The sequence below is a fragment of the Candidatus Poriferisocius sp. genome (assembly GCF_965219815.1).
Lineage (GTDB): Bacteria > Actinomycetota > Acidimicrobiia > Acidimicrobiales > Bin134 > Poriferisocius.
Genome location: NZ_OZ244791.1, coordinates 1,192,829 through 1,216,837, shown reverse-complemented (window position 1 = coordinate 1,216,837; position 24,009 = coordinate 1,192,829). Strand labels below are relative to the sequence as shown.

Genomic DNA, 24,009 nt, shown 5'->3' with positions numbered 1-24,009 from the left:
TTAGTCGACGGGCAAGAAGTCGTCCGCCGCAGCGTCGTAGGCGAGGAGGATTGGAGCGCTGTCGCCGATGTCGAACTTGCCGGCTTCTATCGATGCCGACGAATTCGCCGTCACCTCGAGACTCAGCCCTGCTTCGGCGGCTGCCCGGAACGAATCGTTGGTGAGATCAGGCCCGGCAGCCGTGGCGATTTGCGTGAATATCTCCACAGCCTGGCACGCCCAAATGGTGGTGTTCAGATTCACCGGTTCATCACCCTCGGGGTCGATATTGACAACCTCGCCCGACGCCTCTTCGAACCGCTCGATGCAGGAAAGAACGCCCGGATCCCCCGCCCGGGCTAGGTCCTCGAATCCAATTGAACCGAGGGCATAGGCGCCTTCCAGGGCATCGGTCGTGTAGCCGAGGTCACGATAGAGCTCGGGATCGAGGGCGCTTGAGTTCGTTACCACCAATCTGGGGCGATAGGGGCTCCGAAAAATGCCGGAGACCACGCTGAGGCCTGCTCCGACTCCCACCGAGACGACTACCTCGGCCCCATCGGCCTGCCAGCGCTGGGCAAAGGCCTGCATCTCGGCTTCTGCGGCGGCAACGTCGTCTCCAACATCGGTAGAAGCGGTCTCGGACACCACATCGACTCCAGCGGCCACCAGCGCGTCAACGTAGAGATTCCGCTCACCTTCCGTGTCGGCGGCGGCATGCACCGCCACCGGCCCATCCAAGACTCCGGCATCGATCAGCAACTGGACGCTGATCGCCGTGTTGCGGGCGGGAAGTGCCCCCGGGCCGACGGCCACAGCCTTGGAACGGTCGAACTCCTCTTGGCTGACCCCGAAGGCGTTGATGAAGATCGTTTCGTTCACGTCGGTGAAACAGGTCAAGTTGGTGAGCAGCGGCCCCATAGCAGCAAAGACCTGCTCGTCTTGCGTCAACTGCACGCAGGCCGCCTCGGTCTCCACATCTCCCAGGGGCGAATAATGCGCCATGACCGGCTCGAGTCGACGACCGAGAACCCCCCCGTTGGCGTTGACATCGTCAATGACGGCCTGCCACTTCGCCTCCACATCGCCGTTGTCGCGGCCGATGACGGAGAGGTCGATGATCACGATGCCGATCTTGATCGCCTCAGAGGTGACCCCCCGAAATGAGTCGGTAAGCACAATTGGCTCGGGCTCGGCCGGCTCTTCAGCCTCCGGTGTCTCGGCCTGCTCTTCTGCGGGCTCAGAAGTCTCCGGTTCCGGCGCCGTGGTCTCAGGAGCTGCCCCTTCGGACTCGTCTGCGGCTTCTGGAGCATCTGTGGCCGACGGCGAATCCTCCGGTGCGGCCTCGGCCGGTTCGGCCTCCGGCTGTTGAGCGCTGCTGCTTGGTTCGGGTTCAGAGTCTCCGCCTCCGCAGGCCGATGCCAAGACAAGCAGGGCTGTGATGATTCCGATAAACCGCAGGCGCATGATTCCGGCCCTCCCCCAAAGGTCTAGCCCCCTACGTTTTCACATTAGGTTGGGGCCGTGCGACGGGACGCCAGCAGATTGCAGATCACCGTCCAACCCCCTGATCGCTCCCACGAGCCAGTTGACTTCGGCGCACCGTTCGAGCCTCCCGCCGGTCGGGTGCTGCACTGCTGGGGCCAGCTCGGAGTTGAGGATCGGCCCCACCTCGTTGAAGACGCCGAGCTCTCGGAATACGAGGCCACCATCGAACCCCAGCCGGGCGTGGTGAGCACCTATGCCCACGTCCACGACACCAGCGAAGGAATCCTCGACGCCTTCTGCCAGGGGATCGGGAACCTGTTGGCCAAACGTCCCCAGACCCCGCTGATCGTGGGGCTTCATGTCCGCCCGGTTGAGAAGGTGGTGGCTGGCGGCGCGTGCGATGAGTCGCTGAGCCGCATGGCTCGGTGCCTGCGGGATCTGGAGGTGCCGGTGTGGCTGAGGATCGGCTATGAGTTCAACCTCAGCTTCGACCCCCACGACACCGGGGCCTACAAGGACCTCTTTCCCCACATCGTCGAGCTGTTCAGCCGAGAGGAGGCTCACAACGTGGCCGCCACGTGGTGCTCGGCGGCGGGCTCGTTCCAGTTCCGAGACCCGTTCGACTGGTGGCCCGGCAACGAGTACGTCGACTGGGCGGCCATGGACGTGTTCGCCCCCATCGGCTTCGAGCGACCCGAGACAACCGCCTATCTCGACCGGTGCCGGGAGGAGGAAAAGCCGGTGATGATCCCCGAATCGTGCCCCTTCTTCTTCGATTGGAATCTGGTCGATCCCAACCGGCCCGAGTCGTTTAGCGACGGGCTGCTCGAGATCGGCGACATCGACGACCAATGGGCCTGGTATGAGGCCATGTTCGAACTGGTCCGGCGCCGGCCCGAGATCAAGGCTCTGACGGTGATCGCCACCGACTGGCGGGACGGCATGTTCCCGTTCTACGGCGACACCAGAATCGGCTCTTGGGATGGCTTGGCCGAACGCTATGGCGCGGCGCTGTCCGACCCTCGCTTCATGCACCGACAAGAGTCCCGAGAGCTCTTCCAGCACCGATAAGCAGACCACCGGAAAGGGGGGAAGATGAGCGACGACGCCAGCCACGACGCCGGCGGCGACGCCGGCGCCCTGTCCCGCCGTGTGCTCGACAGCCAAACAGACCAAACCGCTGGCGAAGACGAGATTCTGTTTCCCGATGACGTTCTGCCCGGTGTGGGAGGCGACGCGATGTCGCTGCGGGAAGGGCTGGCCAAGGGCGGAATAGCGACCTTCCTCGTGCTGTTGATCCTCAACAGCCTTGATGAGCTTGAATCATCGGCGCTGTCGGTTCTCGCCCCGGAAATCCGCGACAGCTTCGGCGTGGGCGACGGGGTCATCGTCTTCTTGGGGGCGGCCTCGGTGTCGTTCGTGTTCCTCGGCGCACTGCCCATGGGCTGGCTCGCCGACCGATGCCGCCGGGGGCCGGTTATCGGGGCAGCCAGCCTCGCGTTCGGCCTCTTCTCGCTGCTTTCTGGCCTGGCCCGTCATGTGGTGGTGTTCTTCTTCGCTCGGCTCGGAACCGGGATCTCCAAGTCCAACACGCTCCCCGTCCACAACTCCCTCATCGCCGACCAGTACCCGATCGGCGTGCGAGGCCGCCTCGCGTCAACCACCATCATGTCGGGACGCACGGTGAGTATCCTCAGCCCGGTGCTGGTCGGCGCAATCGCCGCCCTCGTCGGCTGGCGCTGGACCTACTACACACTGTGGATCCCGGTGGCCGTGGTGGCCGTGCTGGCCTTCCGGCTCCCCGAGCCACCGCGAGGCCAGTGGGAAAAGGCCGACGTGTTGGGCCAGTCCGAGGTCAAAAGCGATTCGGCCCCAGTCTCGCTCGAGGCCGCGTTCGCCCGGCTCAACAAGGTCGCCACCCTGCGCACCGTGCTCCTCGGTTTTGCCGCGCTGGGATTCGGGCTGTTCAGCCGACCAGTGCTCACCTCGCTGTTCCTCGAAGACGAGTACGGACTGGGTCCGCTGGGCCGAGGCACCCTCACCACCGCGTCCGGGGTCGGGGTCATCGCCATCATGCCGTTCGTCGGGCGGCGGTTCGACCGCCTCTACCGCCAGAGCCCCACTCGGGCGATGGGGCTGATTGGCGGGCTCGTCCTGCCCTCCGCGCTGTTGCTGCCCCTCCAGTTCAACATGCCCAACCCGTGGCTGTTCGCCGTGCTGGACGTTCCCGGCTCGCTGATGATGTTCGCCGCCTTCGCCATGGTCGGACCCCTCATGCAGGCCGTGGTTCCCTACCGGCTTCGGGGCATCGGCTCGGCGCTGTCCACCTTGTACATCTTCTTCATCGGTGCGGCCGGCGGTGGCCTGCTGTCGGCCATGGTGGTGGATGCCAGCGGGCCGAAGACCACGATCCTGGTGCTCGGCCTGCCCTCCACCATCATCGGCGGGGCCTTCATGTTGAACGGCGCCCGCCACATTCGGCGCGACCTGTCGCGCAACGTGGCGGAGATACTCGAAGAAAAGGCCGAGCACGACCGCCAGCGAGAAGACCCCGAGCACATCCCCGCCCTGCAACTGGCCGACGTCGACTTCAGCTATGGCAACGTCCAGGTTCTCTTCGACGTCGGTTTTGAAGTCCGAAAGGGCGAGACCCTGGCCTTGCTGGGCACCAACGGCGCCGGAAAGTCGACCATCTTGCGGATCATCGCCGGCCTGGGGACCCCGGAGCGGGGAGTGGTGCGCCTGGGTGGCCGCACCGTCACCTTCTCCACCCCCGAGCAGCGAACTGAGATGGGAATCCAGACCCTGCTGGGGGGCAGCGGCGTGTGGGCGCCGCTCAGCGTGCGCCACAACCTGGAGATGGGGGCCTATCAGCTGCGAGACGACAAGGCCGAGCGGCAGCGCCGAATCGACCACGCCCTTGAGCTGTTCCCCGAATTGCGTTCCCGCCTCGACGACCGAGCCGACGCCTTGTCGGGCGGCCAACAGCAGATGCTCGCTTTGGCCCGAACGCTGTTGTGCCAAACCGAGGTCCTCCTCATAGACGAGCTGTCGCTGGGCCTGGCCCCGGCTGCGGTTGGCGAGCTCATGGGCCACATCGAGCGCCTCCAATCCACCGGACAGACCATCGTCATCGTCGAGCAGTCGCTCAACATCGCGCTGGAATTGGCCGACCGGGCCGTGTTCATCGAGAAGGGCCACGTGCGGTTTGAAGGGCCGGCGTCTGAACTGGCGGAGCGCGACGATCTGGTCAGAGCGGTCTTCTTGGGCGACGAGGGGGGCTGATGGCACTCGGCTTCCTCGAAGCCAACCGGCAGCTCATCTTCGACGGAGCGGTGAACGGGCTGGTGTACGGGATTCTGGCCATGGGCATCGTTTTGGTGTTCCGCTCTTCCCGGGTCATCAATTTCGCGGCCGGGAACCTGGGCCTGCCCGGTGCTGGTCTGCTGGCGCTGTTGGCCCTGCGCTGGAACGTGCCCTTCTGGATTGCGGTGCTCGCCGCCATCGCGGTGGGCGTCCTGTTCGCCGCGGTGATGGAGGTGGGGGTGGTGCGCCGGCTGTTCACCGCGCCGCGGGTGATTCTGCTGGTGGCCACCATCGGGATGGCCCAGCTCGCTCAGGGCATCTTGCTGGCCTATCCCGACGTCGGCGGCGGCATCGGCACCCGCTATCCCGTCATCGTCGACACAACCTTGACCGACGTGGCCGGGCTCTTTGTGACCGGCCCGCAGCTCAGCACGCTGATCGTCGCCCCCCTGGTGGCGATCGGACTCGGCCTGCTGCTCGACCGCACCCCCTTCGGCCGAACGGTGCAGGCCACCGCGGCCAACCCCGACCTATCGCGGGTCTCGGGCATCAAGCCCAAGCGGGTCTCGCTCACCATCTGGGTGATCGCCGGGGTTGTGTCCACCGTCGCGGTGATCCTGCTTTCCGCCGACCGCAGCGTGAACGGGCTGGAGACCGTGGGGCTTACCACCATGGCCAACTCCCTGGCCGCTGCGGTCATCGCCCGGATGCGGTCGTTCCCGCTCGCCCTGGCCGGAGGGGTGGTGGTGGGCGTTACGTTCTCGCTGGTCAAGTTCAATTATCCGGTTGAGGGCGGCCTGTTTGAGTTCGTCTTGCTGATTGGCGTGCTCGTAGCGGTGGCATTCCAACGACGCCGCGACGACGATCCCCCCGGCCGGTACTCGTTTGCCCCCAGGATCCGCCCCATTCCCCAGCACCTCATGTCCATATGGTGGGTCCGGCACCTGGGCAAGATCACCCTGGGTTTGGCGGGGTTGGCCGCGGTCCTGTTGCCCATAATCGTTTCCACCCCGTCACGACAGATCACCTACGCCACCATCTTGGCCTTCGGGATCTGCGCGGTTTCGGTGGCCATCATCACCGGATGGGCGGGACAGCTGTCGCTGGGCCAGATGGCCTTTGCCGGAATCGGCGCCGTGGCCGCGGCCTCCTTCCAACGAGGCATCCAAATGGACATCGGCTGGGGCGACAACCGGCTGATCGACTTCGAGGCCGGCGGCATCCCGTTTGCCGCCGCGGTTCTTGTGGGGGCAGTGATTGCCGCCGCGTTCGCCGGGCTAGTGGGGGTGGGGGCGCTGCGAGTGCGGGGCCTGCTGCTGGCCGCGGCCACGTTTGTTCTCGGGCTGGCCACTGAGGAGTATTTGTTCCGTCGCCCCATCTTCAGCGGTGGAAGCTCCAACTCGGCCCCCTTGCGCCGGGGCCAAGTCTTCGGGCTCGACCTCGACAGCCAGCGCTCCTACTACTGGCTGCTGCTCGGGGTTCTGTGTGCAGTGCTGGTGGCGATTGCCGCTATCCATCGCAGCAGCTTTGGCCGGGCCATTCGGGCGCTGCGGGACAATGCCGATGCCGCCGCGGCCTACGGCGTCCGCCCGGCCCGCACCAAGCTGGGCGCTTTCGTTCTGGCCGGGGCCGTTGCCGGGCTGGGCGGCGGCCTCTTGGCCGGAGTGATTCAGGAGGTTCCTCTGACGGGACGCTTCTACGGCGCCGGGGAGTCGCTGCGGCTTGTCTCCATGGCCATCATCGGGGGCATCGGCGCCGTCATCGGGCCGGTGCTGGGCGCCCTATGGGTGATCGGACTCCCCGCCTTCGCCCCCACCAACCGCCTGATCCCCCTGTTCACCTCGGGCGTCGGACTGCTGATTCTCCTTCTGTACTTTCCCAGCGGCCTCGCTCAGATCGCCTATTCCGCCCGCGACCGGATCGTGGCCTGGCTGGAGACTCGCCGACCGCCCCCGCCGGCCAAGCAGACCCATTCTGTGCCCGCCGCCCTCCCCGCTCCGGCGTTGGTGCCCGACACCGCCGGGCCGGCGCTGCAAGCAGCCGAGATTTCCGTGCGATTCGGCGGCCGGCTGGCGGTGGACAACGCCAACATCGAGGTGGCTCCCGGTGAGATAGTGGGGCTCATCGGCACCAACGGCGCCGGCAAGTCGACCCTGATGAACGCCATCGGCGGCTTCGCTCCGTCCAAGGGACGCGTCGAGCTCTACGGCCGGCCGATCCACCGCCTCAAGCCAGCCGAGCGGTCTCGGCGAGGACTGGGCCGCACATTCCAGGCCGCAACTCTGTTCCCCGAACTCACCGTGCGTGAAACCGTTATGGTGGCGGCCTCGTCGGCTCCGTCGCAGGGTTCCGGGGGACTTGTGGCCGCGAGCCGGACGAGACGGGGCCAGCGCTCTGCTCAGGCCCAGGCGGGCGATCTGATCGACTTTCTGGGGCTGGGCCGCTACGCCGACCGCCAAATCGCCGACCTCTCCACCGGCACTCGGCGAATCGTCGAACTCGCCGGGCTGCTGGCCCTTAACGCCCAGATGCTGTGCCTTGATGAACCCACCGCCGGAGTGGCCCAGCGAGAGGCCGAGGCCTTCGGGCCGCTCATCGTCGAAATCCGCCGCCACCTCAACGCCGCCATGCTCATAGTCGAGCACGACATGCCCCTCATCATGTCGATCAGCGACCGCGTCTACTGCCTCGAAGCCGGCTCAATCATCGCCCAAGGCATCCCCGAAGAAGTCCGAACCAACCCCGCCGTCATCACCAGCTACCTAGGCCTAGAAACCCGAGCCATCCACCGCAGCGACGCCTAGCGCGCAGAGCCCCGCCAACACCTCCTCTAACATCTCCCGATGGCCATTGACTCTGCGAACCCCTATCGGTTGCCGCGGGGGGTGGTGCCGCGGCGGTATGAATTGCGGTTGGAGCCGGATCTGGAGGCGTTTGCGTTTGCGGGGTCGGTGGGGGTGGACGTTGAGGTGGTGGAGTCGACCAGCGAGATTGTGCTCAATGCGGCTGAGTTGGAGATCAATGGTGGGGATCTCAGCGGGGTGGGGTTGTCGGGGGTTGACTACGACGGCGAGCACGAGCGGGCGGTGCTGCGGCTGGGCGAAGCGGTTCAGCCGGGGGCGGCTCGGCTGAACCTGTCGTTCACGGGCACGCTCAACGACCAGCTTCGGGGGTTCTACCGCTCGACATTCACCGATGAAGACGGCGAAGAGCGGGTGATCGCCACCACCCAGTTCGAGTCGACCAATGCCCGGCGGGCATTTCCGTGCTGGGACGAGCCCGACCTCAAGGCGGTGTTCGAGGTGACTTTAGTGGTTCCCGACGACCTGATGGCGGTGTCTTCCGGGGCCGAGATCGGCTCCCACACCACCAGCGACGGTCGCCGAGCGGTGTCCTTCGCTCCCACCATGGAGATGTCCACCTACCTGCTGGCCTTCATCGTCGGCCCGCTAGAGGCCACCGAGCCGGTGGATGTGAACGGGACGCCACTGCGCGTCGTCCATCCCATCGGCAAGGGACATCTCACCGAGTACGCCCTCGACGCCGGAGCGTTTTGCCTCGGCTTCTTCGAGGACTACTTCGCCATCGACTATCCCGGCGACAAGCTCGACCTGGTGGCCATTCCCGACTTCGCCTTCGGGGCCATGGAGAACATGGGGTGCGTCACCTTCCGGGAAATCCTGCTGCTGTTGGACCCCGACTCCTCCACTCAGCAGGAGCGCCAGACCGCGGTGGATGTGATCGCCCACGAGCTGGCCCACATGTGGTTCGGGAATTTGGTCACCATGAAGTGGTGGAACGGCATCTGGCTGAAGGAGGCGTTTGCCACCTTCTGCGAGATGCTGGCGGTGGACGCCTACCGCCCCGACTGGAAGCGGTGGCTGGCCTTCGGCCTGTCTCGGGCCGCGGCCTTCGACGTAGATGCCCTCGCCGCCACCCGGGCTATCGAGTATCCGGTGGTGTCCCCCGCCGACGCCGAGGGAATGTACGACCTGCTCACCTACGAGAAGGGCGCGGCCGCAGTGCGGATGCTGGAGCAGTACCTGGGCGCCGACGAGTTTCGCGACGGGGTCCGCCACTATTTGCGGCGCCACTCTTATGCCAACACCGAAACCCACGACCTGTGGGACGCGCTGACCGAATCCACCGGCGAACCAGCCCGAGTCGTGATGGACTCGTGGATTTTCCAAGGAGGCCACCCGGTGGTGACCGCCTCGGCTGATGATGACGGCACGGTCACGCTCAGCCAAAGCAGGTTCCGCTACGACGACCAGCCCGACGACGCCCGCTGGCAAGTGCCGGTAGTGGCCGCGGTGGGCACCGACACCGAGGAGCGCACCGAGCGGCTGGTGCTGAAAGACCCGGTGGCTCTGGACGCCGACAATCCCGCTTGGATAATGGTAAACCCCACCGCCGACGGCTTCTACCGGGTGGCCTATGAAGGTGGGCTGCTTGATCAACTACTGGACAACGGCCCCGCTCTCGACCCCCTCCAGCGCTACGTGCTGGTCGACGACCAGTGGGCCCTCACGGTGGCCGACCGGCTGAGCGTGGCCGATTACGTGGTCTTCGCCGAACGCATGGCCGCCGCGGAAGACGATCTGGCGGTATGGCGCCGCTTGGCCGGCACGCTGGGCACCCTCGACCACATGGTTCCCGACGACGGAAGGGCCGACCTCCAAGCTCGAGTCCGAAGGCTGGTCGGGCCAGCCTGGGCCCGGGTGGGCTGGGAGCCGGTCTCCGGAGAGGACGAGCGCATCGGCGAGCTGAGGGGCGTGCTGGCCCGCACCCTGGCCGTGGGCGGCAACGACGCCGACGCCATCGCCCGGTGCAGAGAACTAGTGGCCGCCGAGTCCGTCGACCCCGCCTTGGCCGCGGCCGCCATTGCGGTCGTGGCCGCCACCGGCGACGACGCCGACTACGAGGAGATCCACCACCGCCACCAGAGCGCCCCCACCCCCCAACTCGAACTGCGCTACCTGATGGCACTCACCACCTTCGACGACCCCGCGCTCATGGACCGCACCCTGGCCGCCACCCTCGACGGCACCGTGCGCAGCCAAGACGCCGGGTTCGTGCTCCGAGGCTGCCTGGAGAACCGCGGCCGCGGCCCCCAAGCATGGGCATTCATCACCGAACACTGGGACGACATCAACCAACGCCTCCCCTCCGCCATAGTCCCCCGAATGCTCGGCGGCATCACCGCCCTATCCACCCCAGAGCTAGCAACCGGAGTCGAGGAGTTCCTAAAGGCCCACCCCGTCCCCCAAGGCAAGCTGATCCTCGCCCAACACCTAGAACGCCAACAGATCAACGTCGACCTGCGAAGACGAGTCCAGGAAGCGTTGGGAACAGAAGAGAACTGAGGCAGGGCGGGGGGTGGCCCGGCTCAGGGCGCCCGCCGCCCGGAGTTCATCGAGGACGGCGGGCTGGGCCGGGACAGGACCCGCCGCCCTGCCGGACGCGCGCTAACCAGTACCTACCGCAGCCCGAATGGACTCGCGCAGCGACTTCATGGTGGCGAACACGGCGGTGGGCTCGTAGCCGCAGTGGGCCATGCAGTTGTCGCAGCGGGGGTCTTTGCCTCGGCCGTAGCTGTCCCAGTCGGTGGTGTCGATCAGCTCCTGATAGGTCTCGGTGTAGCCGTCGGACATGAGGTAGCAGGGCCGCTGCCAGCCGAACACCGAGTAGCTGGGGATGCCCCAGGCGGTGCATTCGTACTCCACCTTCCCCTCGAGGAAGTCCAAGAACAGCGGCGTGTGGTTGAGCCGCCACTTCTTGCGCTTGCCCTCTGAGAATGCATCCCGAAAGAGGCTCTTGGTCTGCTCCACCGGCAAGAAGTGCTCCTGGTCGGGGGCCTTCTCGTAGGCGTACCCCGGCGAGATCATCATGGAGTCGACTTCCAGGTCGTCGTTCAAGAAGTCGAGCACGCTGCGCACGTCCTCGGGGCTGTCGGTGCTGAAGAAGGTGCTGTTGGTGGTGACCCGGAAACCCTTGGCCTTGGCCTCGTTCACGGCCTCCACAACCTCGTCGAAGACACCCTCGCGGGCCACAGCCAGGTCGTGGCGCTCCTGAAGCCCGTCCACGTGGACCACGAACGAGAAGTAGGGCGATGGCGTGAACTTGTCGATCTTGCGCCGCAGCAGCACCGCGTTGGTACACAGGTACACGAACTTCTTGCGCTTGATGAGCTCCTCGACCATCTGGTCGATCTGGGGGTGCAGAAGCGGCTCGCCTCCGGCGATAGACACCATCGGGGCCCCGCACTCCTCCATGGCCGCCACCGCCTCGTCCACGCTGACCCGCTTGCGCAGCACCTCGGTTGGGTACTGGATCTTGCCGCAGCCCGGACACTCCAGATTGCAGGCGAAAAGCGGTTCCAGCTCCACGATCAGCGGGAACTTCTCGCGGCGCCGCAGCTTGTTCTTGAACACGTAGGTGCCCACCTTTGCCGCTTGCCTCAGCGGAATAGGCATGTCAGAAATCCTCCTCGGACAGCACCGGCGTCAACCGGCGAATGGTCCGCAATGCTCGATAAATCCTCGCGGGAGCAACCAGAGACCGCAGCTCATGGCTGGGGGTGTCGGTTACCACCCGCACCACTGCTGCCGGACCACGATGATGCTCCAAAAGCCAGGCCGACTCCATATCGACCGCCACCGCCCCCCGGCTGGCCAGCTCCTGGCGGCGCGCCCCAACCGCCAACTCGGACACGCTGGCCACCGGGCCGGTGTGAACGGTGAACCCGGCCGATTGCAGACCCTTGGCCACTGCTTCGGATTGGGGCAGGCCAATGGGTGACACATCGTCGGCCGATACCTCGGTGGCCACCACCACGTCACCCGGCTCGATGCCATCGACCACCGCCCCGCCCATGCCGACCACCGCTACCGGGCCGCGGTGCGGCTCAACCCGGCGACTGCGCTTGGGCCCCATGCCGGTACACAACACCTTTGCCCCACCGCCATGCCGGCGGATTCCCCGCCGGGCGGCTCGGGCCTCCATAGCCAACGGACACAGCACCACCAGGCTCACCCCTCACCCGTTGTCGCCTGCACCCAGCGGCCCAGGGCCATCAACGGGAACACCAGCCGGTAGAGGTGGTAGCGGATGTAGAAGTCGCCGGAGAAGCCGGTGCCGGTGTACCAGGGCTCGTCCCAGTCCCCGTCGTCGCGCTGGTGTTCCACCAGCCAGGCCACCCCTCGCTGGGCCGCCTCCTCGCTCGCCCGGCCCGCGGCGATCAACGCCAGCAGCGCCCATGCAGTCTGCGACGGGGTGGACTCCCCTCGCCCACGCCAGTTGTCGTCGACATAGGAGCGCATGTCCTCGCCCCACCCGCCGTCTTGGTTTTGCACCGACTCCAGCCAGCGGCATGCTCGCACTACCCGGTTGTCGTCGGCGGGCACCCCGGCGCTGATCAACGCCGGAACCACCGCCCCGGTGCCGTAGAGGTAATTTGCTCCCCAGCGCCCATACCAGGAACCGTCCTCCTCCTGCTCATCACTGAGCCACTGAACCCCGCGGTCCATTGCATTCCGGTCGATTGGGAAGCCCATCGCGTCGGCATCCAGCTCGGCGAGCATCTCCACCACATGGGCGGTCACATCGGCCGACGGCGGATCGATGACCTCTCCGAAATCGCAGAACGGGAGCTCGGCCACCAGCGGCGAGCAGTTGTCGGCATCGAATGCCGCCCAACCGCCATCGGAGCACTGCATCCCCTGGGCCCAAACCACCGCCCGATCCAGCGCCTTTTGCACCTGTTTGGCATCGGGATGGCGGATGCGGCGCAGGGCGAGGGCCACCTCGGCGGTGTCGTCCAGATCGGGGTAGTAGTTGTTCTCGAACTCGAACGCCCATCCTCCCGGGGCCAGATGGGGGCGCTGCTCAGCCCAGTCGCCCACGATCTGGACCTCTTGATCGATGAGCCAGCGGGCCCCGGCCACCATTTGGGGGTCTTCGGCGTCCACTCCGGCATCGGCCAGCGCGAGCAGCGCCAGACAGGTATCCCAAACCGGCGATTGGCAGCACTCCAGGCGTCGCATGTCGTCTTCGACGATGGTCCAAGCGTCGAACCCGGCCAGCCCTTGGGCCAGAATCGGGTGGTGCAGGGAATAGCCCCGCACATACAGAGCCAAGAGCGAGTACACCCACGGCGGCTGGATGCCCCCCCAGCAGCCGTCGGACTCCTGGCGGGCGATGATCCACTGCTCGGCCCGACTGAGCGCCCACTCCCGCACCCGCCGCTGCGGGCGGTTCTCGTAGAGATGCAGAACCTGATCAAGACGCTGGAATCGCCGAGCTGGACTCCCGGGCGGGGCGAGCTCCCGTTCCGGGGGGATGGCCCCGGTGCGGATCTCATCCAGGCTCAGCCCCATAGACCGCACTGGGCGGTGGGCCCCCACCACAGTCAAAGCGACGAGGGTTTGGCGGGCCCAGCAGGCGAAGTCATAGATGTTGAGCGGAACCTGCTTGGGCAGAAAGATCACCTCAGGAGGCAGGGCGGGCAGGTCTTCCCAGCGCCAGAGGTCGAACAGCGCCATCCAGATTCGGGTGAACACCCGGCTGCGCTCCAACCCTCCCTCGGCCCGGATGTAGGCGGCGGCCTTGGCCATGTGGTCGGCGTCGACGGGATCGCCGGCGTAGCGCAGCGCCCAGTAGGCCTCCACGGTCACCGACAGATCGGCAGGACCCTGGTAGAAGGTGGCCCATGTGCCGTCGGCCCGCTGGTTGTGGCGGATCCAGTTTGCCGTCTGCCGGGTGACCTCGGGGTCGGCGATGCCCAAGAACTCCCGGAGGAACAGATCCTCGGCCTCGATGGACACGTTGGTCTCCAGCTCGTCTTTCCACCATCCCTGAGTGTCTTGCAGGTTGAGGAGCCGTTCGGTGGCCTTGGCCAAAGATCGCTCAACGCCCATCAGAAGTCCCTCCCCAAGATGAAATCGGCCAGCTGCCGAAACTCCTCCACCACCTCGTCTACGACCTCCTCGTGCGCGGCCAGAGAATCGAGGGCGAAAACAGCCAGGTCGTAGTGGGTCCGGGCCAGCGCCTGGGTACCTTCCCGGCCACCCCCCGCCTCCACCAGCGCTCGGGCTGCGTCCACGCCTCCTGCGTCCCAATCGGAACGGGAATAGAGCTCAGCCAGCTCCTCGGCTGCCGGGGTGCCGCTGTTGAGAGCGATCACCACCGGTACCGACTTCTTGCGCTCCCGAAGGTCGGCCCCCGCGGGCTTGCCGGTGCGCTCGGGATCACCCCAGATGCCCAGAAGGTCGTCCACTGCTTGGAACGCAACCCCCACCTCGGCCCCGAACTCGGACAGACCGTCAACCACCGAGTCGTCGGCCTCGGCCAGAATCGCCCCCACCGAGGTTGCGTAGGACAAGAGCGCTCCGGTCTTGCCCTGCTCCATGGCCAGGCACTCCTCCAGGGTGACGAGAGATCTCTCCTCGAAGGCCATGTCCATGCTCTGGCCGGCGATCATTGCCGAAACTGCTCCGGCCAGATGCTTGACCGCCTTGACCCTGGGCGCTGTGGGGTCGGACAGCAACACCTCATAGGCCAAGTTATGGAGAGCGTCTCCTGCCACCACGCCGACTCCAATGCCGAACTTGGCCCAGACCGTGGTCCGGTGCCGACGCTCGGCATCGTTGTCGATGATGTCGTCATGGATCAGCGAGAAGTCGTGGATGAGCTCGATGGCCACCGCCCCGGGCACTCCGGTTTCCGAAGGGGCGCCCACAGCCTCAGCCGACAAGATGGCCAGTGCCGGGCGGGTTCCCTTGCCCCGACTCTGGAAGTGGTATTCAGCGGGCAATCTCAGCTCAGGGCACAACCCGCTCAGTGCGGCGGCAATGGCCGGGTCCACCAGCTCCCTGGCTCGGCTGAGGATGCCCGGAACCGGTATTTCCTCGCTCACGCGCTCATCCTCTCTGGCTCAGACGGCGACGGCTTGGGGCTGAGATGCGGCCCAGAGGTGTCGCGGGATGATTGGGGGGGCCTGGAGGCAACTGCGGTGCGGCAGTGATCGAGGGCGAGGCCAGCCGCCAGCTTGCCGGAGCGGACGGCACCCTCCATCGTGGCTGGCCAGCCGGTATCGGTCCACGCCCCGGCCAAGAACAAACCATCGATGGCAGTGGTCGGACCAGGACGAAGCCGCCGGGTGCCGGGACGGCCGGCAAAGGTGGCCCGGTGCTCTCGGGTCACCACCGCGTCTATCACCTCAGCCGCAGCCGAGCGCGGCAGCAGCTCGGCGAGAGCCGAGCGATAGCGCTCGATCATGTCCGCCGGGCGCTCTCCGATCTCATCGAAGGCCGCCGACTGCGACACGGCCACAACCTGCTCGCCGCCACCGCCCGCGCCGACGGGCGCCCGCGGCTCATCGTCGGCCCAGTTGGCGGCCTCAGTCCGGTCGAAAACGAATTGCACCGGGGAATCCAGGGCTGCGGTGAAGGGCACATCCATGACTTGGCGGTCGAATACGAAGTGCACGTTGACGATGGGTGATACCCCGAGGTCGACCAGCTCAGACTGCCCTGGCACGGTGCCGGGGGGCAGCAGGCCGTCAACAACATCGTGGGGCACGGCCAAGATCACCGCGTCGGCGTCCACCCGCTGCCCGCCTATCGTCACCGAGGGTCCTTCGCCCACCGATTCCACATGGGCTTGAAGCTGGACGTGCCCGCCGTGGGCGGTGATCACCCGGGCGGCAGCATCTCCGTGGAGAGCAGCCAAAGGCACCCGGGTCCAGCCCAGATCACCGGCATCGGCGCTGTCCAAGAGCCCGGTGCGGAACACCTTGACGGCCAGGCTGAGCGAGGCATCGTCGGCCCGGAGGTTCACGGTGGGCAGGCAGATGAGATCCCACAAGCCGGCGATGGCCCGATCCGACTCGCCGCGAAATCGCAGCCACCCCCCGAAGCTCATCTCATCGGTGTCGGGAGCATCGGGATCGAGGCGACGCAAGGCCAGCGCGGTGCGAATCGCCCGCAGCCGATCGGCTACAGAGAGCGGGCTGTAGCGCAGCAGTGACCGGGCCAAGTGAAGGGGGGACGGGGCGCCGGTGCGGAATATTCGGGCCGGACGGCGACCGGGGCGCATCACCGAAACCGACATACGGCGCTGCTCGGTCACTTGATCGGCCACCTCCAAGCGCTCCAACAGCTCCCGATACTCGGTGCAGCACCGCATGAACACGTGCTGGCCGTTGTCGAACCAGCGGCCGTTGCGCTGGAACGACCAGGTGGCCCCGCCCAGCCGGGGGGCCCGCTCATAGAGCGTCACCCGCGCTCCGCCGTCGGCCGCGGACACTGCCGCGGCCAGTCCGGCGAGCCCGCCTCCGACCACGGCCACACGGGGCTCAGGAACGACCAGGCTCATGTGGTGACTCCAGCAAGGCTGCGAACAGCCACCCAGGCCTTCTCCCTGGTGGGCAGCGAAAGCCGCCCCTCCATCACGGCCGTGGGTGTGGCGGCAATGCGAGCCAGCAGGCGGTGGTAGATCCCGGCCATCGCCCCGGTGCAGGCCCGGCTGCGGTGGTCCAGCATGCCGAGCAGCTTCAGGCCCTCGGCGAAATGCCGCTCGGCTCGCTCGGCTTCGAACGCCACCAGTGCGCCCACCGCGTCGGTCGGGCCGGTCAGGTCGGGGGCGCAGCCGAATCGCTCGATGTCGGCGGCGGGCAGGTACACCCGGCCCATGCCCCGGTCCTCCACGATGTCGCGCAGGATGTTGGTGAGCTGAAGGGCGATGCCCAGCACATCGGCCAGTTTGGCGGCCTGGTCGGGATCGCCCCTCGTGCCGAACACCCCCAGCGACAGGCGGCCCACCGATCCGGCTACCAGCCGGCAGTACTCCTCGGTTTCAGCGATGGTGGTGTACACCTTCCCAACCGCGTCCTGCTCGCAGCCGGCGACGATCTCATTCAGCGCGGCGGCCGGTATGGGGAAGCGGTCGATTGCATGGCGCAGACCCACCAGCACCGGATCGTCGGGGTCGCGGAGCCCGCCGTCGGCCAGAGTGTCGATATCGGCCCTTATCTCAGCCAGCCCGGCCAGCTTCTCATCCTGCGGCAACGGGCCATCGCCCACATCGTCGATCCGGCGGGCCATTGCGTACAGCGCCGACATGGCCTGGCGCTTCGGCTTGGGCAGCAGGCGGATGCCATAAGAGAAGTTGCGGGCCTCTACCCGGGTGATCTCTTCGCATCGCTGATAGGCGTCGGCGGCCTTCACCTTCGCCTCCAGCGCGCTGCGGCGTCTCGCGCGGCGCGAACTGCTTTGGCGTCGGTCACCTGGCGGGGGGCGACAAGGCGAGCGACATGCACCGCGGTGCGGACCTTGGAAGGGGTCCGAAGCTTTCTCAGTACGTCGTGGTCGGCCCCGGCGATGGCATCCAATGCGGCCATTCCGCCCGCGGCATAGCCGGCAACCGTCACCTTGGCCCATCCGCTGAGTGAGGCCACCAGCGGCTCTCCCCGCTTCAGCAGCCCGCGGGCGGTGTCGCATTGGTGGGCCACCAGCCGGCGAAGTGCCTCCGAGGCCCGGACCGCCCCCAGTTCACCCTCGTCCACGCCGAAGCGGGCCATCTCGTCGGCCGGGAAATAGATGCGGCCCTTTTCGGTGTAGTCCTCGCCGATGTCTTGGAGGTGCTCCACCAGTTGCAATCCGGTGCATACCGCATCGCTGAGGGCGATTCGCTCGGGGGTGGCCGCGCCGAACACCGCTAGCACCAGCCGGCCCACGGGGTTGGCCGACAGCGTGCAGTACTCGGCCAACTCGGCCTGGGTCTGGTAGCGGTGCTTGTACTGGTCAACCCGGTTGGCCTCGATAAGCGCCAAGAACGGCTCGTCGTCCACATCCACATCAGCGAGCAGAGGCGTGAGCTGAACCATGACCGGGTGGGTGGCATCACCGGTGCGGGCCCGTGCGAGTTCCCCCTCGATCCAATCCAGCGCGGCAAGTCGGTCGCCGTCGTATTCGTCGCCGATGTCGTCCACGAGTCGGGCAAACCCGTAAATGGCCAGCAGATGGGCGCGGGCATTCGCCGGGACTGCCTTCAGCACCACGGGGAAGTTCTCACTTCCCCTCTGGGCCATGATCGAGTTCAAGTCGAACTCGACTTCAGTCTGCACAACACCCCCGCTGCGGCTCAGTTTCCTTGGGGAACCCGCTGGTCAGCGGGTTCCCCTGATAATCCATAACAATGTTTTTACGATCGTCACCCAATTGCAAACAAAAGAGTGACCATCAGGTCACCTTTTTGTACGCGCTCAATCCGACACTGTCAAGGCATTGACGGCCCCGAGTCTTCGAAGTTGGGACGATCGGCAAAACGACCCATGAGGCCCTCGGCAAAAATATGGGCGATGGCGTCCATGATCAGAGCCCCGGCGAGCCGGTGGCCCCGAGGATCGTCCGACAGGGCCTCTCCCAGTCGCTCGGCCAGTCGCCAGAACACCCGCTGGGCGGCGGCGGCGTGCTCCACCTGGCCCTGTACTGAGCGCTTGGCCACTTCCAGCATGATGGGCAGGCCGGGCAGAAGCGCCTCGGCCAGGCGACGGGTGAGTTCTTGGCGGCTCAATCCGATCTGGCCATCGATCGAGGCCGAGAAATCCTCCGCGGTGTTGTCCACCACCGCTTCCACCGCTCGGAAGAACAGGTCTTGTTTCGAGCGGTAGTGGCGATAGAAGGTCCCCTTGGCCACACCGGCCTGCGTGCATATTTCGGCCACGCTCACCTCGGTGTAGCCCCGCAAGGCGAACTCTTGAATGGCTACGTTCCGCAACTGCTCGCCGCTGTCGGTCAAATGGGGAACTTCGGTGTGATCAAGGTTCTCCGCGTTCATGATCTGGGCGATATGGCGCAGCGGCAGGCGGTGGCGCTCTCGCAGCTCCCTGATCTGCTCAACCGCTTCGGCGTGGCGCTGGCTGTAGAGGAAGCGGTTGGCCGCGGCCCGACGAGGCGCGGGCAGAAGACCCAGCCGCCGATAGTGGTGGATGGAGGCAGCCGGCACTCCGGTGCGAGCTACCAGCTCGCTGATGGGGAACTCGCCGGGAGGACCCATGCCTCCACTCTTATTCGGTCGACCATCCCACCGCCAGCGCGTCTTCGAATCTCATAGCCGCAAGCAGCTACTCCTGTTCGGCAACCTTGACGGCCTCTTCGAAGCTGGTGCCCTGCTCGATGAGGTTGCGGTACTTCATCACGTGGCGAGGCCGGTTGAAGCCAAGCACGCCGACCAGTCGGCCTGCTCGGCCGTAGAGGGCGGCAAACCGCCGCTCCTCGGTCGATCCGGTGATGATGCGCACCTCGTCGTCGGGCCGGGCTCGTCCCGCCAGCTGGATCTTGCGGTCGTACTGGTCGCTCCAGAACCACGGAACCGGAGAGTAGGGCTGGGCCTCGTCATCGGTTTCAAGCAGGCGGAGTACAGCATGCTGGCCTTGGGCAATGGCATTGTCCCAGTGCTCCACCCGCATGGTCTCGCCGAACAGGCGGTTGGGCCAGCGAGCTACATCCCCGGCGGCGGCAATTCCCGGGGCGGCAAGACAGGTTTCGTCGCACACCACGCCGTTGTCCAGCGTCAGCCCCGAGCCCTCCAGCCACTCAGTGTTGGGGATCACCCCGATGCCCACCACCACCACATCGGCATCCACCGATGTGCCGTCGCTCAGGTTCACCCGCTCCACCCGGCCATGGCCATCGAAGCCGTCGACGCCTACGCCGAGCCGCAAGTCCACCCCGTGGTCTCGGTGCACATCAGCGCACACCGTGCCGATCTCGGTGCCCAATACGCGGCCCAGCGGCACCGGCAGGGCTTCGATCACAGTGACCTCCAGGCCGCGCTCCCGGGCGGTGGCCGCCACCTCGGCGCCTATAAACCCGGCCCCTACCACCGCCACCCGCTGAGGGGAGGCCTCCAACTCAGCTCGGATGGCAAGGCAGTCGTCGAGGCCTCGCAGGGTGTAGATGCCGTCAAGGCCGTTGGTGGGGAGCTCCCGGCATCGGGCCCCGGTGGCGATCAGAATGCCGTCGGCGGTAACCGTTGAGCCGTCGTCAAGCGTCACGGTCCGGTTGGCCACGTCAAGCCCGGCGGCTCGGCGGCCCAGCCGCCAGTCGGCGTTTAGATCTTGGAGCGATTCATCGTCGGACAGCGCGATGCGGTCTTGCTCCCATTCCCCGGCGAGGAGCTGTTTGGACAGGGGAGGCCGGTCGTAGGGCTGGTGAGGCTCATCGCCGATGATGGTGATGGCCCCGTCGAATCCTTCTCGCCGGAGCGTCTCCGCCGCCCGGGTTCCGGCCAGCGAAGCTCCGACAATCGCTAATGAGCGCAGAGGGCGCCTACTCCTCAGCGACGGAGATGGCTTGCTTGGGGCAGCGCTGGATTGACTCGTTCACTCGTTCGCGAGCCTCATCCCCAGGGGTCTCGTTCAGCAGGTACAAAAAGTCGTCGTCGCGCACCTCGAAAATGTCAGGAGCGACCTGCATGCAAATGGCGTTGCTCTCGCACAGGTCGTAGTCCACGACCACCCGGTATCCCATCGCTTCCTCCCATCTCCCAGAAAGACACCCCGACCCTACCCAACCAGCCCCCACCTAGTCACCATCGGGCCTCGTCTCAGTTACAAGCAGTGGTGTTGGGTGTAGGTGCGGATTTGTTGGCGGGCGGTGGCTACTGCCTCTTCTAGGGCGAAGGCTTTGCTGAACAGTTCTTGGAGGTCTTCGATCTCGTCGATCTCCCGGGAGGCGTTGGCCACGGTGGTGACGGCCTCTCGGATGTCGGGAGGGGCGGCGTCTTCTAGGGCGTCCAACTGGGCTAATTCCTGCTCGCCTTCAGCGGGACGCATCCCCACCCCGTCCTCGGCCAAATCGCAAAACGCCACAATGTCGCCCCTGTCTTCTCCGCCGCACGCCACCAACACGCCCAAGAGCGACATGCACACCAGCAAGCAGGCGAAGCGCTTCACCCCTCTAGCTTGCCCGTTCAGGAGGTGGGCTTGTCGGAACCTACGATCCACATGGCGTAGTACTGGGCGCCGCCGCCGTAGGCGTGGCCGAAGGCCTTGCGGGCGCCTTCTACTTGGTGCTCGCCAGCCATGCCCCGGACTTGGAGGGCGGCTTCGGCGAAGCGGATCATGCCGGAGGCACCGATGGGGTTGGACGACAGCACGCCGCCCGAGCAGTTCACCGGAAGGTCCCCGCCGTCGAGATGGGTGGCGCCCTCCTCCACCAGCTTCCAGCCGTCGCCGATCTCGCAGAACCCCAGGCTTTCCAGCCACATGGGCTCATACCACGAGAACGGCACGTAGATCTCCACCTCGTCGATCTCGGCCCTCCGGTCGGTGATGCCCGCCTGGGCAAACACGTCATCGGCGCAGTCCCGGCTGGCTTGGGGGTTTACCTCGTCGCGTCCGGGGAAGTTGTTGGCCTCGCTACGCAGGGCCGCGCCGTGGATCCACGCCACCGGCTTGATGGAGGCGTCTCCCGCGGCCTCGTCGCCCAGCACCAGCGCGCAGGCACCGTCGGACGAAGGACAGGTTTCAGAGAACCGGATCGGCTCCCAGAGCATGGGCGACTCCACCACTTGGTCGAAGGTCAGGTCTTTCTGCTGGAGGTGGGCATACGGATTGCGCAGGGCGTGCTGGCGGTCTTTGAACGCCACCATGCAGCCGATGAGTTCGGGGGCGTTGGTGCGGGCCATGTACTGGCGGATGATGGGCGAGAAGTAGCCGCCGGCTCCGGCGTTGATCGACACCGAGAACGGCTGGGGCAAAGACAGCGCCCAGGTGGCGTTGGACTCCGACTGCTTCTCGAATCCCAGGGTGAGCACCCGACGGTGGATGCCAGCCTGCACCAGCGAAGCGGCCACCACCGCGGTGGACCCACCCACCGAACCCGCAGTGTGGACCCGCAGGAGCGGCTTGCCCACCGCCCCCAGTGCCTCGGCTAGGAACAGCTCAGGCTGCATGACCCCCTCGAAGAAGTCGGGGGCCTTGCCCACCACCACGGCGTCGATGTCGTCCCAGCCCAGCTCGGCGTCCTCCAGTGCCCGGTAGGCGGCCTCTCGCACCAAACCGGGCAGCGACACGTCGCCTCGGGTGGTCTGATACTTGGTCTGGCCGACCCCCAGCACCGCGGTGCGCTCGGCCATCACTCCCCCTCCATCACGCACACCAGGTTCTGCTGGAGGTAAAGACCCGACGCGGCGTGGCCCAGCACCCGGTCGGCCCCCTCGTCGTGGATCTGGGCGGCCGCATCAGCGATGCGCATGAGGCCGGCAGCCATCATGGTGTGGCCGGCCAACGCCCCGCCGCTGGCGTTAACGGCAGTGCCGTTGCCCAATCCCAACTCAAGCTCCAAGATGTGCTCTTGGGTGGTGAACGGGGCGGCCAGCTCGGCGGCGTCCAAACGGTCGGCGCTCGCTCTGGAGTTGACCGCTGCCGCCTGCGCGCTGGGTGCCCTGGTCAGGTCGCGCACCCCAGGCTGGTGGGGATCGATGCGGTGGTCGATCCCCCTGATCCACGCGGGCCGCTCGCACAGCTCTCTAGCCCGGTCGCCGGCGGCCAGCACCACGGCCACACCGCCGTCGGCGGAGGCCGCGCAGTCGCTGGGCCGCAGCGGATCGGCAATGGGCACCTCGGCCAGCACACTCTCGGCGGTGGCGTCGGCCGACGACCGCACCGCCAACGGGTTGTCGGCTGCGCCGTTGAGGCTGCGAACCGCGATCTCGGCCAGGCGCCGCTCGCTGACCGTGCCCGACTCCAGCATGATCCGGGCTTGGAGCGCGGCCATGGAGAAGGCATCGGGCCACAACGGTCCCAGGTAGTAGGGATCGAGCTGGGTGGACAACACGTCCCGCAGCGATCCGGGCGACGACTTGCCGTAGCTGTACACCAGCGCGGTGTCCACCCCGCCGATCTGGAGTTTCACCCACGCCTCGTACAGCGCCCAGGCCCCGTCCATCTCTACGTGACTCTCGCTGATGGGCGGCACCGCACCCACCGCGTCCAGGGTGTGGACGAATGAGAACGCCTGCCCGGCCAGAAAGTCGCTGCTTCCCGAGCAGGTGAAGCCGATGTCGTCCTGCGTGAGGCCCACTGCACCCCGGGCCTCGTTGATGATCGGCACCATCAACTCCACTTCGGTGGTGTGGGTGAGGGCCTTCTCCTGGTGCTGGGCCACCGATACCACGGCGATGTCGCGCATCAGCCTTGCTCCCCGGTGGCGGCTTGCTTGGCGTGCCAGGCGTTGGTGCCGGCCGCCGTCACCGGGATGTCGGGCTCGCCGGTGGGCGCCCAGTACAAGATGTTCTCCGCGGTGCGGCCCAGTTCGTTGTCGGGCTTCCACACCGCCCGCACCCGCATGCCCATGCGCACCTCAAAGGTGTCGACCCCGGCCACCAGGCCCAGAAAGCCGATGTCGGCGCCGTCGAGGTGGATCCAGGCGCTCACGTAGGGGATCTCCAAATCATCCCGGCCCGGAATGGGCAGGCGGGTAACACAGAAGCCCCCCACATGGCCGGTGTCGGGCAATTCCACATAGTCGGGGGTGGCCGCGCCGTGGCGGGGATCCACCCCCCGAGGGGGCACGAACACCGCCCCGTCCACCGGAGACCGCTGTCCGAGGATCTTGCGGTCGGCGAAGGCGTTCAGATACCCCGAAGAAGCCGAACCGGGGATGAAGTCATACTCCAGGCGGATGGGGGTTCGCACCGACCGCACCGGCTCCACGTCGGCCAGTTTCTCGGGCAGGCTCACCTCGCCCGACAAAGCGGCGGGGGGGATGCTCGGATCGGCGCTCATTGGTCGGCGCCCTCGGGCACAAAGCCCTCAAGGTCGGCGATGTGGCCCTCTCGCTCCGGCCGCCATCGGGCCGTCAACCGCATCCCCACCGACAACTGGTCGGGGCCATCCACCAGCAGCCCGTGGACCATGGGGGTGTCAGCCCCGTCGAGGCGGATCAGTCCCAAGCCGTGGGGCTGATCCCACGGTGACTGCGCGCGGGGCGGGTCCACCCAGGTCCAACTCATCAGCTCCCCGCCCGGGCCCACTTCCACCAGATCGGTCAATGGTTCAGAGTTCTCTGGGTCGTACTCGGTGGGCGGGCACAGCACCGTCCCGTCGGGGCGGCTAATGCCGAGGATGATCCCCTCTCGCAGACCAGTCAAAAAAGCGCCGATCACCGGGCCGGTGGTCCGGGTGAAGGGGTACTCCAGCACCAGATCAGCCCGAAGCCGCTCCGCCAT

At 66.6% G+C, this 24,009-nt stretch carries 20 protein-coding genes; 4 read left to right on the top strand and 16 right to left on the bottom strand.

The window, feature by feature from the left end; translation table 11 throughout:
* Nucleotides 1–1,446 carry a hypothetical protein gene (locus tag ACOQPI_RS05805; RefSeq protein ID WP_420618739.1) on the bottom strand — a complete coding sequence of 482 codons (1,446 nt, stop codon included), beginning with the start codon at nt 1,444–1,446 and terminating at the stop codon, nt 1–3.
* Between the two features lie 57 nt (nt 1,447–1,503).
* On the opposite strand from ACOQPI_RS05805, the gene ACOQPI_RS05800 reads away from it, so the two are divergent.
* The 4 genes from ACOQPI_RS05800 to ACOQPI_RS05785 are packed head-to-tail and all read left to right on the top strand — an operon-like array spanning nt 1,504 to nt 10,139.
* A complete protein-coding gene (locus tag ACOQPI_RS05800; protein ID WP_420618738.1) occupies nt 1,504–2,538 on the top strand; it encodes a hypothetical protein in 1,035 nt (344 codons plus the stop codon).
* Nucleotides 2,539–2,562: 24 nt separating this feature from the next.
* Nucleotides 2,563–4,752 carry an MFS transporter gene (locus tag ACOQPI_RS05795; protein ID WP_420618737.1) on the top strand — a complete coding sequence of 730 codons (2,190 nt, stop codon included), beginning with the start codon at nt 2,563–2,565 and terminating at the stop codon, nt 4,750–4,752.
* The gene (locus ACOQPI_RS05790) at nt 4,752–7,577 is read left to right on the top strand and encodes an ABC transporter permease subunit (RefSeq protein WP_420618736.1); all 2,826 of its coding nucleotides are present in this window, start codon (nt 4,752–4,754) and stop codon (nt 7,575–7,577) included. The genes ACOQPI_RS05795 and ACOQPI_RS05790 overlap by 1 nt, the downstream gene beginning before the upstream one ends.
* A gap of 39 nt (nt 7,578–7,616) precedes the next feature.
* Nucleotides 7,617–10,139 carry a M1 family metallopeptidase gene (locus ACOQPI_RS05785; RefSeq protein WP_420618735.1) on the top strand — a complete coding sequence of 841 codons (2,523 nt, stop codon included), beginning with the start codon at nt 7,617–7,619 and terminating at the stop codon, nt 10,137–10,139.
* Between the two features lie 102 nt (nt 10,140–10,241).
* On the opposite strand, the gene hpnH is transcribed toward ACOQPI_RS05785, so the two are convergent.
* The 15 genes from hpnH to ACOQPI_RS05710 form a co-directional block, all read right to left on the bottom strand.
* Entirely contained in the window at nt 10,242–11,249 is a 1,008-nt protein-coding gene (gene hpnH / locus ACOQPI_RS05780) for an adenosyl-hopene transferase HpnH (RefSeq protein ID WP_420618734.1), read from the bottom strand.
* A 1-nt stretch (nt 11,250) separates the two neighbouring features.
* Nucleotides 11,251–11,808, bottom strand: a complete 558-nt coding sequence (locus ACOQPI_RS05775; protein WP_420618733.1) for a hypothetical protein — start codon at nt 11,806–11,808, stop codon at nt 11,251–11,253.
* Complete coding sequence (gene shc, locus ACOQPI_RS05770; protein ID WP_420618732.1) at nt 11,805–13,691, bottom strand: squalene--hopene cyclase; 1,887 nt, start codon at nt 13,689–13,691, stop codon at nt 11,805–11,807. Before shc ends, ACOQPI_RS05775 begins: the two co-directional genes overlap by 4 nt.
* The gene (locus tag ACOQPI_RS05765; protein ID WP_420618731.1) at nt 13,691–14,689 is read right to left on the bottom strand and encodes a polyprenyl synthetase family protein; all 999 of its coding nucleotides are present in this window, start codon (nt 14,687–14,689) and stop codon (nt 13,691–13,693) included. Before ACOQPI_RS05765 ends, shc begins: the two co-directional genes overlap by 1 nt.
* Nucleotides 14,686–16,149, bottom strand: a complete 1,464-nt coding sequence (hpnE, locus tag ACOQPI_RS05760) for a hydroxysqualene dehydroxylase HpnE (RefSeq protein WP_420618730.1) — start codon at nt 16,147–16,149, stop codon at nt 14,686–14,688. The genes ACOQPI_RS05765 and hpnE overlap by 4 nt, the downstream gene beginning before the upstream one ends.
* On the bottom strand, nt 16,146–17,000 hold the full coding sequence (hpnD, locus tag ACOQPI_RS05755; protein WP_420618729.1) for a presqualene diphosphate synthase HpnD: 855 nt from the start codon (nt 16,998–17,000) through the stop codon (nt 16,146–16,148). Before hpnD ends, hpnE begins: the two co-directional genes overlap by 4 nt.
* Nucleotides 16,997–17,899 carry a squalene synthase HpnC gene (gene hpnC, locus ACOQPI_RS05750; RefSeq protein WP_420618728.1) on the bottom strand — a complete coding sequence of 301 codons (903 nt, stop codon included), beginning with the start codon at nt 17,897–17,899 and terminating at the stop codon, nt 16,997–16,999. The genes hpnD and hpnC overlap by 4 nt, the downstream gene beginning before the upstream one ends.
* Before the next feature lie 152 nt (nt 17,900–18,051).
* The gene (locus tag ACOQPI_RS05745) at nt 18,052–18,831 is read right to left on the bottom strand and encodes a TetR family transcriptional regulator (protein ID WP_420618727.1); all 780 of its coding nucleotides are present in this window, start codon (nt 18,829–18,831) and stop codon (nt 18,052–18,054) included.
* 67 nt (nt 18,832–18,898) lie between these two features.
* Nucleotides 18,899–20,083, bottom strand: coding sequence for an NAD(P)/FAD-dependent oxidoreductase (locus ACOQPI_RS05740; protein WP_420620993.1), 1,185 nt, complete (start codon nt 20,081–20,083; stop codon nt 18,899–18,901).
* A 22-nt stretch (nt 20,084–20,105) separates the two neighbouring features.
* Complete coding sequence (locus ACOQPI_RS05735) at nt 20,106–20,306, bottom strand: ferredoxin (RefSeq protein ID WP_420618726.1); 201 nt, start codon at nt 20,304–20,306, stop codon at nt 20,106–20,108.
* 80 nt (nt 20,307–20,386) lie between these two features.
* Nucleotides 20,387–20,731: a hypothetical protein gene (locus ACOQPI_RS05730; protein ID WP_420618725.1), complete on the bottom strand. Its 345-nt coding sequence runs from the start codon at nt 20,729–20,731 to the stop codon at nt 20,387–20,389.
* A 17-nt stretch (nt 20,732–20,748) separates the two neighbouring features.
* The gene (locus ACOQPI_RS05725; protein WP_420618724.1) at nt 20,749–21,915 is read right to left on the bottom strand and encodes a thiolase domain-containing protein; all 1,167 of its coding nucleotides are present in this window, start codon (nt 21,913–21,915) and stop codon (nt 20,749–20,751) included.
* The gene (locus ACOQPI_RS05720) at nt 21,915–22,970 is read right to left on the bottom strand and encodes a lipid-transfer protein (protein WP_420618723.1); all 1,056 of its coding nucleotides are present in this window, start codon (nt 22,968–22,970) and stop codon (nt 21,915–21,917) included. Before ACOQPI_RS05720 ends, ACOQPI_RS05725 begins: the two co-directional genes overlap by 1 nt.
* Nucleotides 22,970–23,566: a Zn-ribbon domain-containing OB-fold protein gene (locus tag ACOQPI_RS05715; protein ID WP_420618722.1), complete on the bottom strand. Its 597-nt coding sequence runs from the start codon at nt 23,564–23,566 to the stop codon at nt 22,970–22,972. Before ACOQPI_RS05715 ends, ACOQPI_RS05720 begins: the two co-directional genes overlap by 1 nt.
* Entirely contained in the window at nt 23,563–24,009 is a 447-nt protein-coding gene (locus tag ACOQPI_RS05710; RefSeq protein WP_420618721.1) for a Zn-ribbon domain-containing OB-fold protein, read from the bottom strand. Before ACOQPI_RS05710 ends, ACOQPI_RS05715 begins: the two co-directional genes overlap by 4 nt.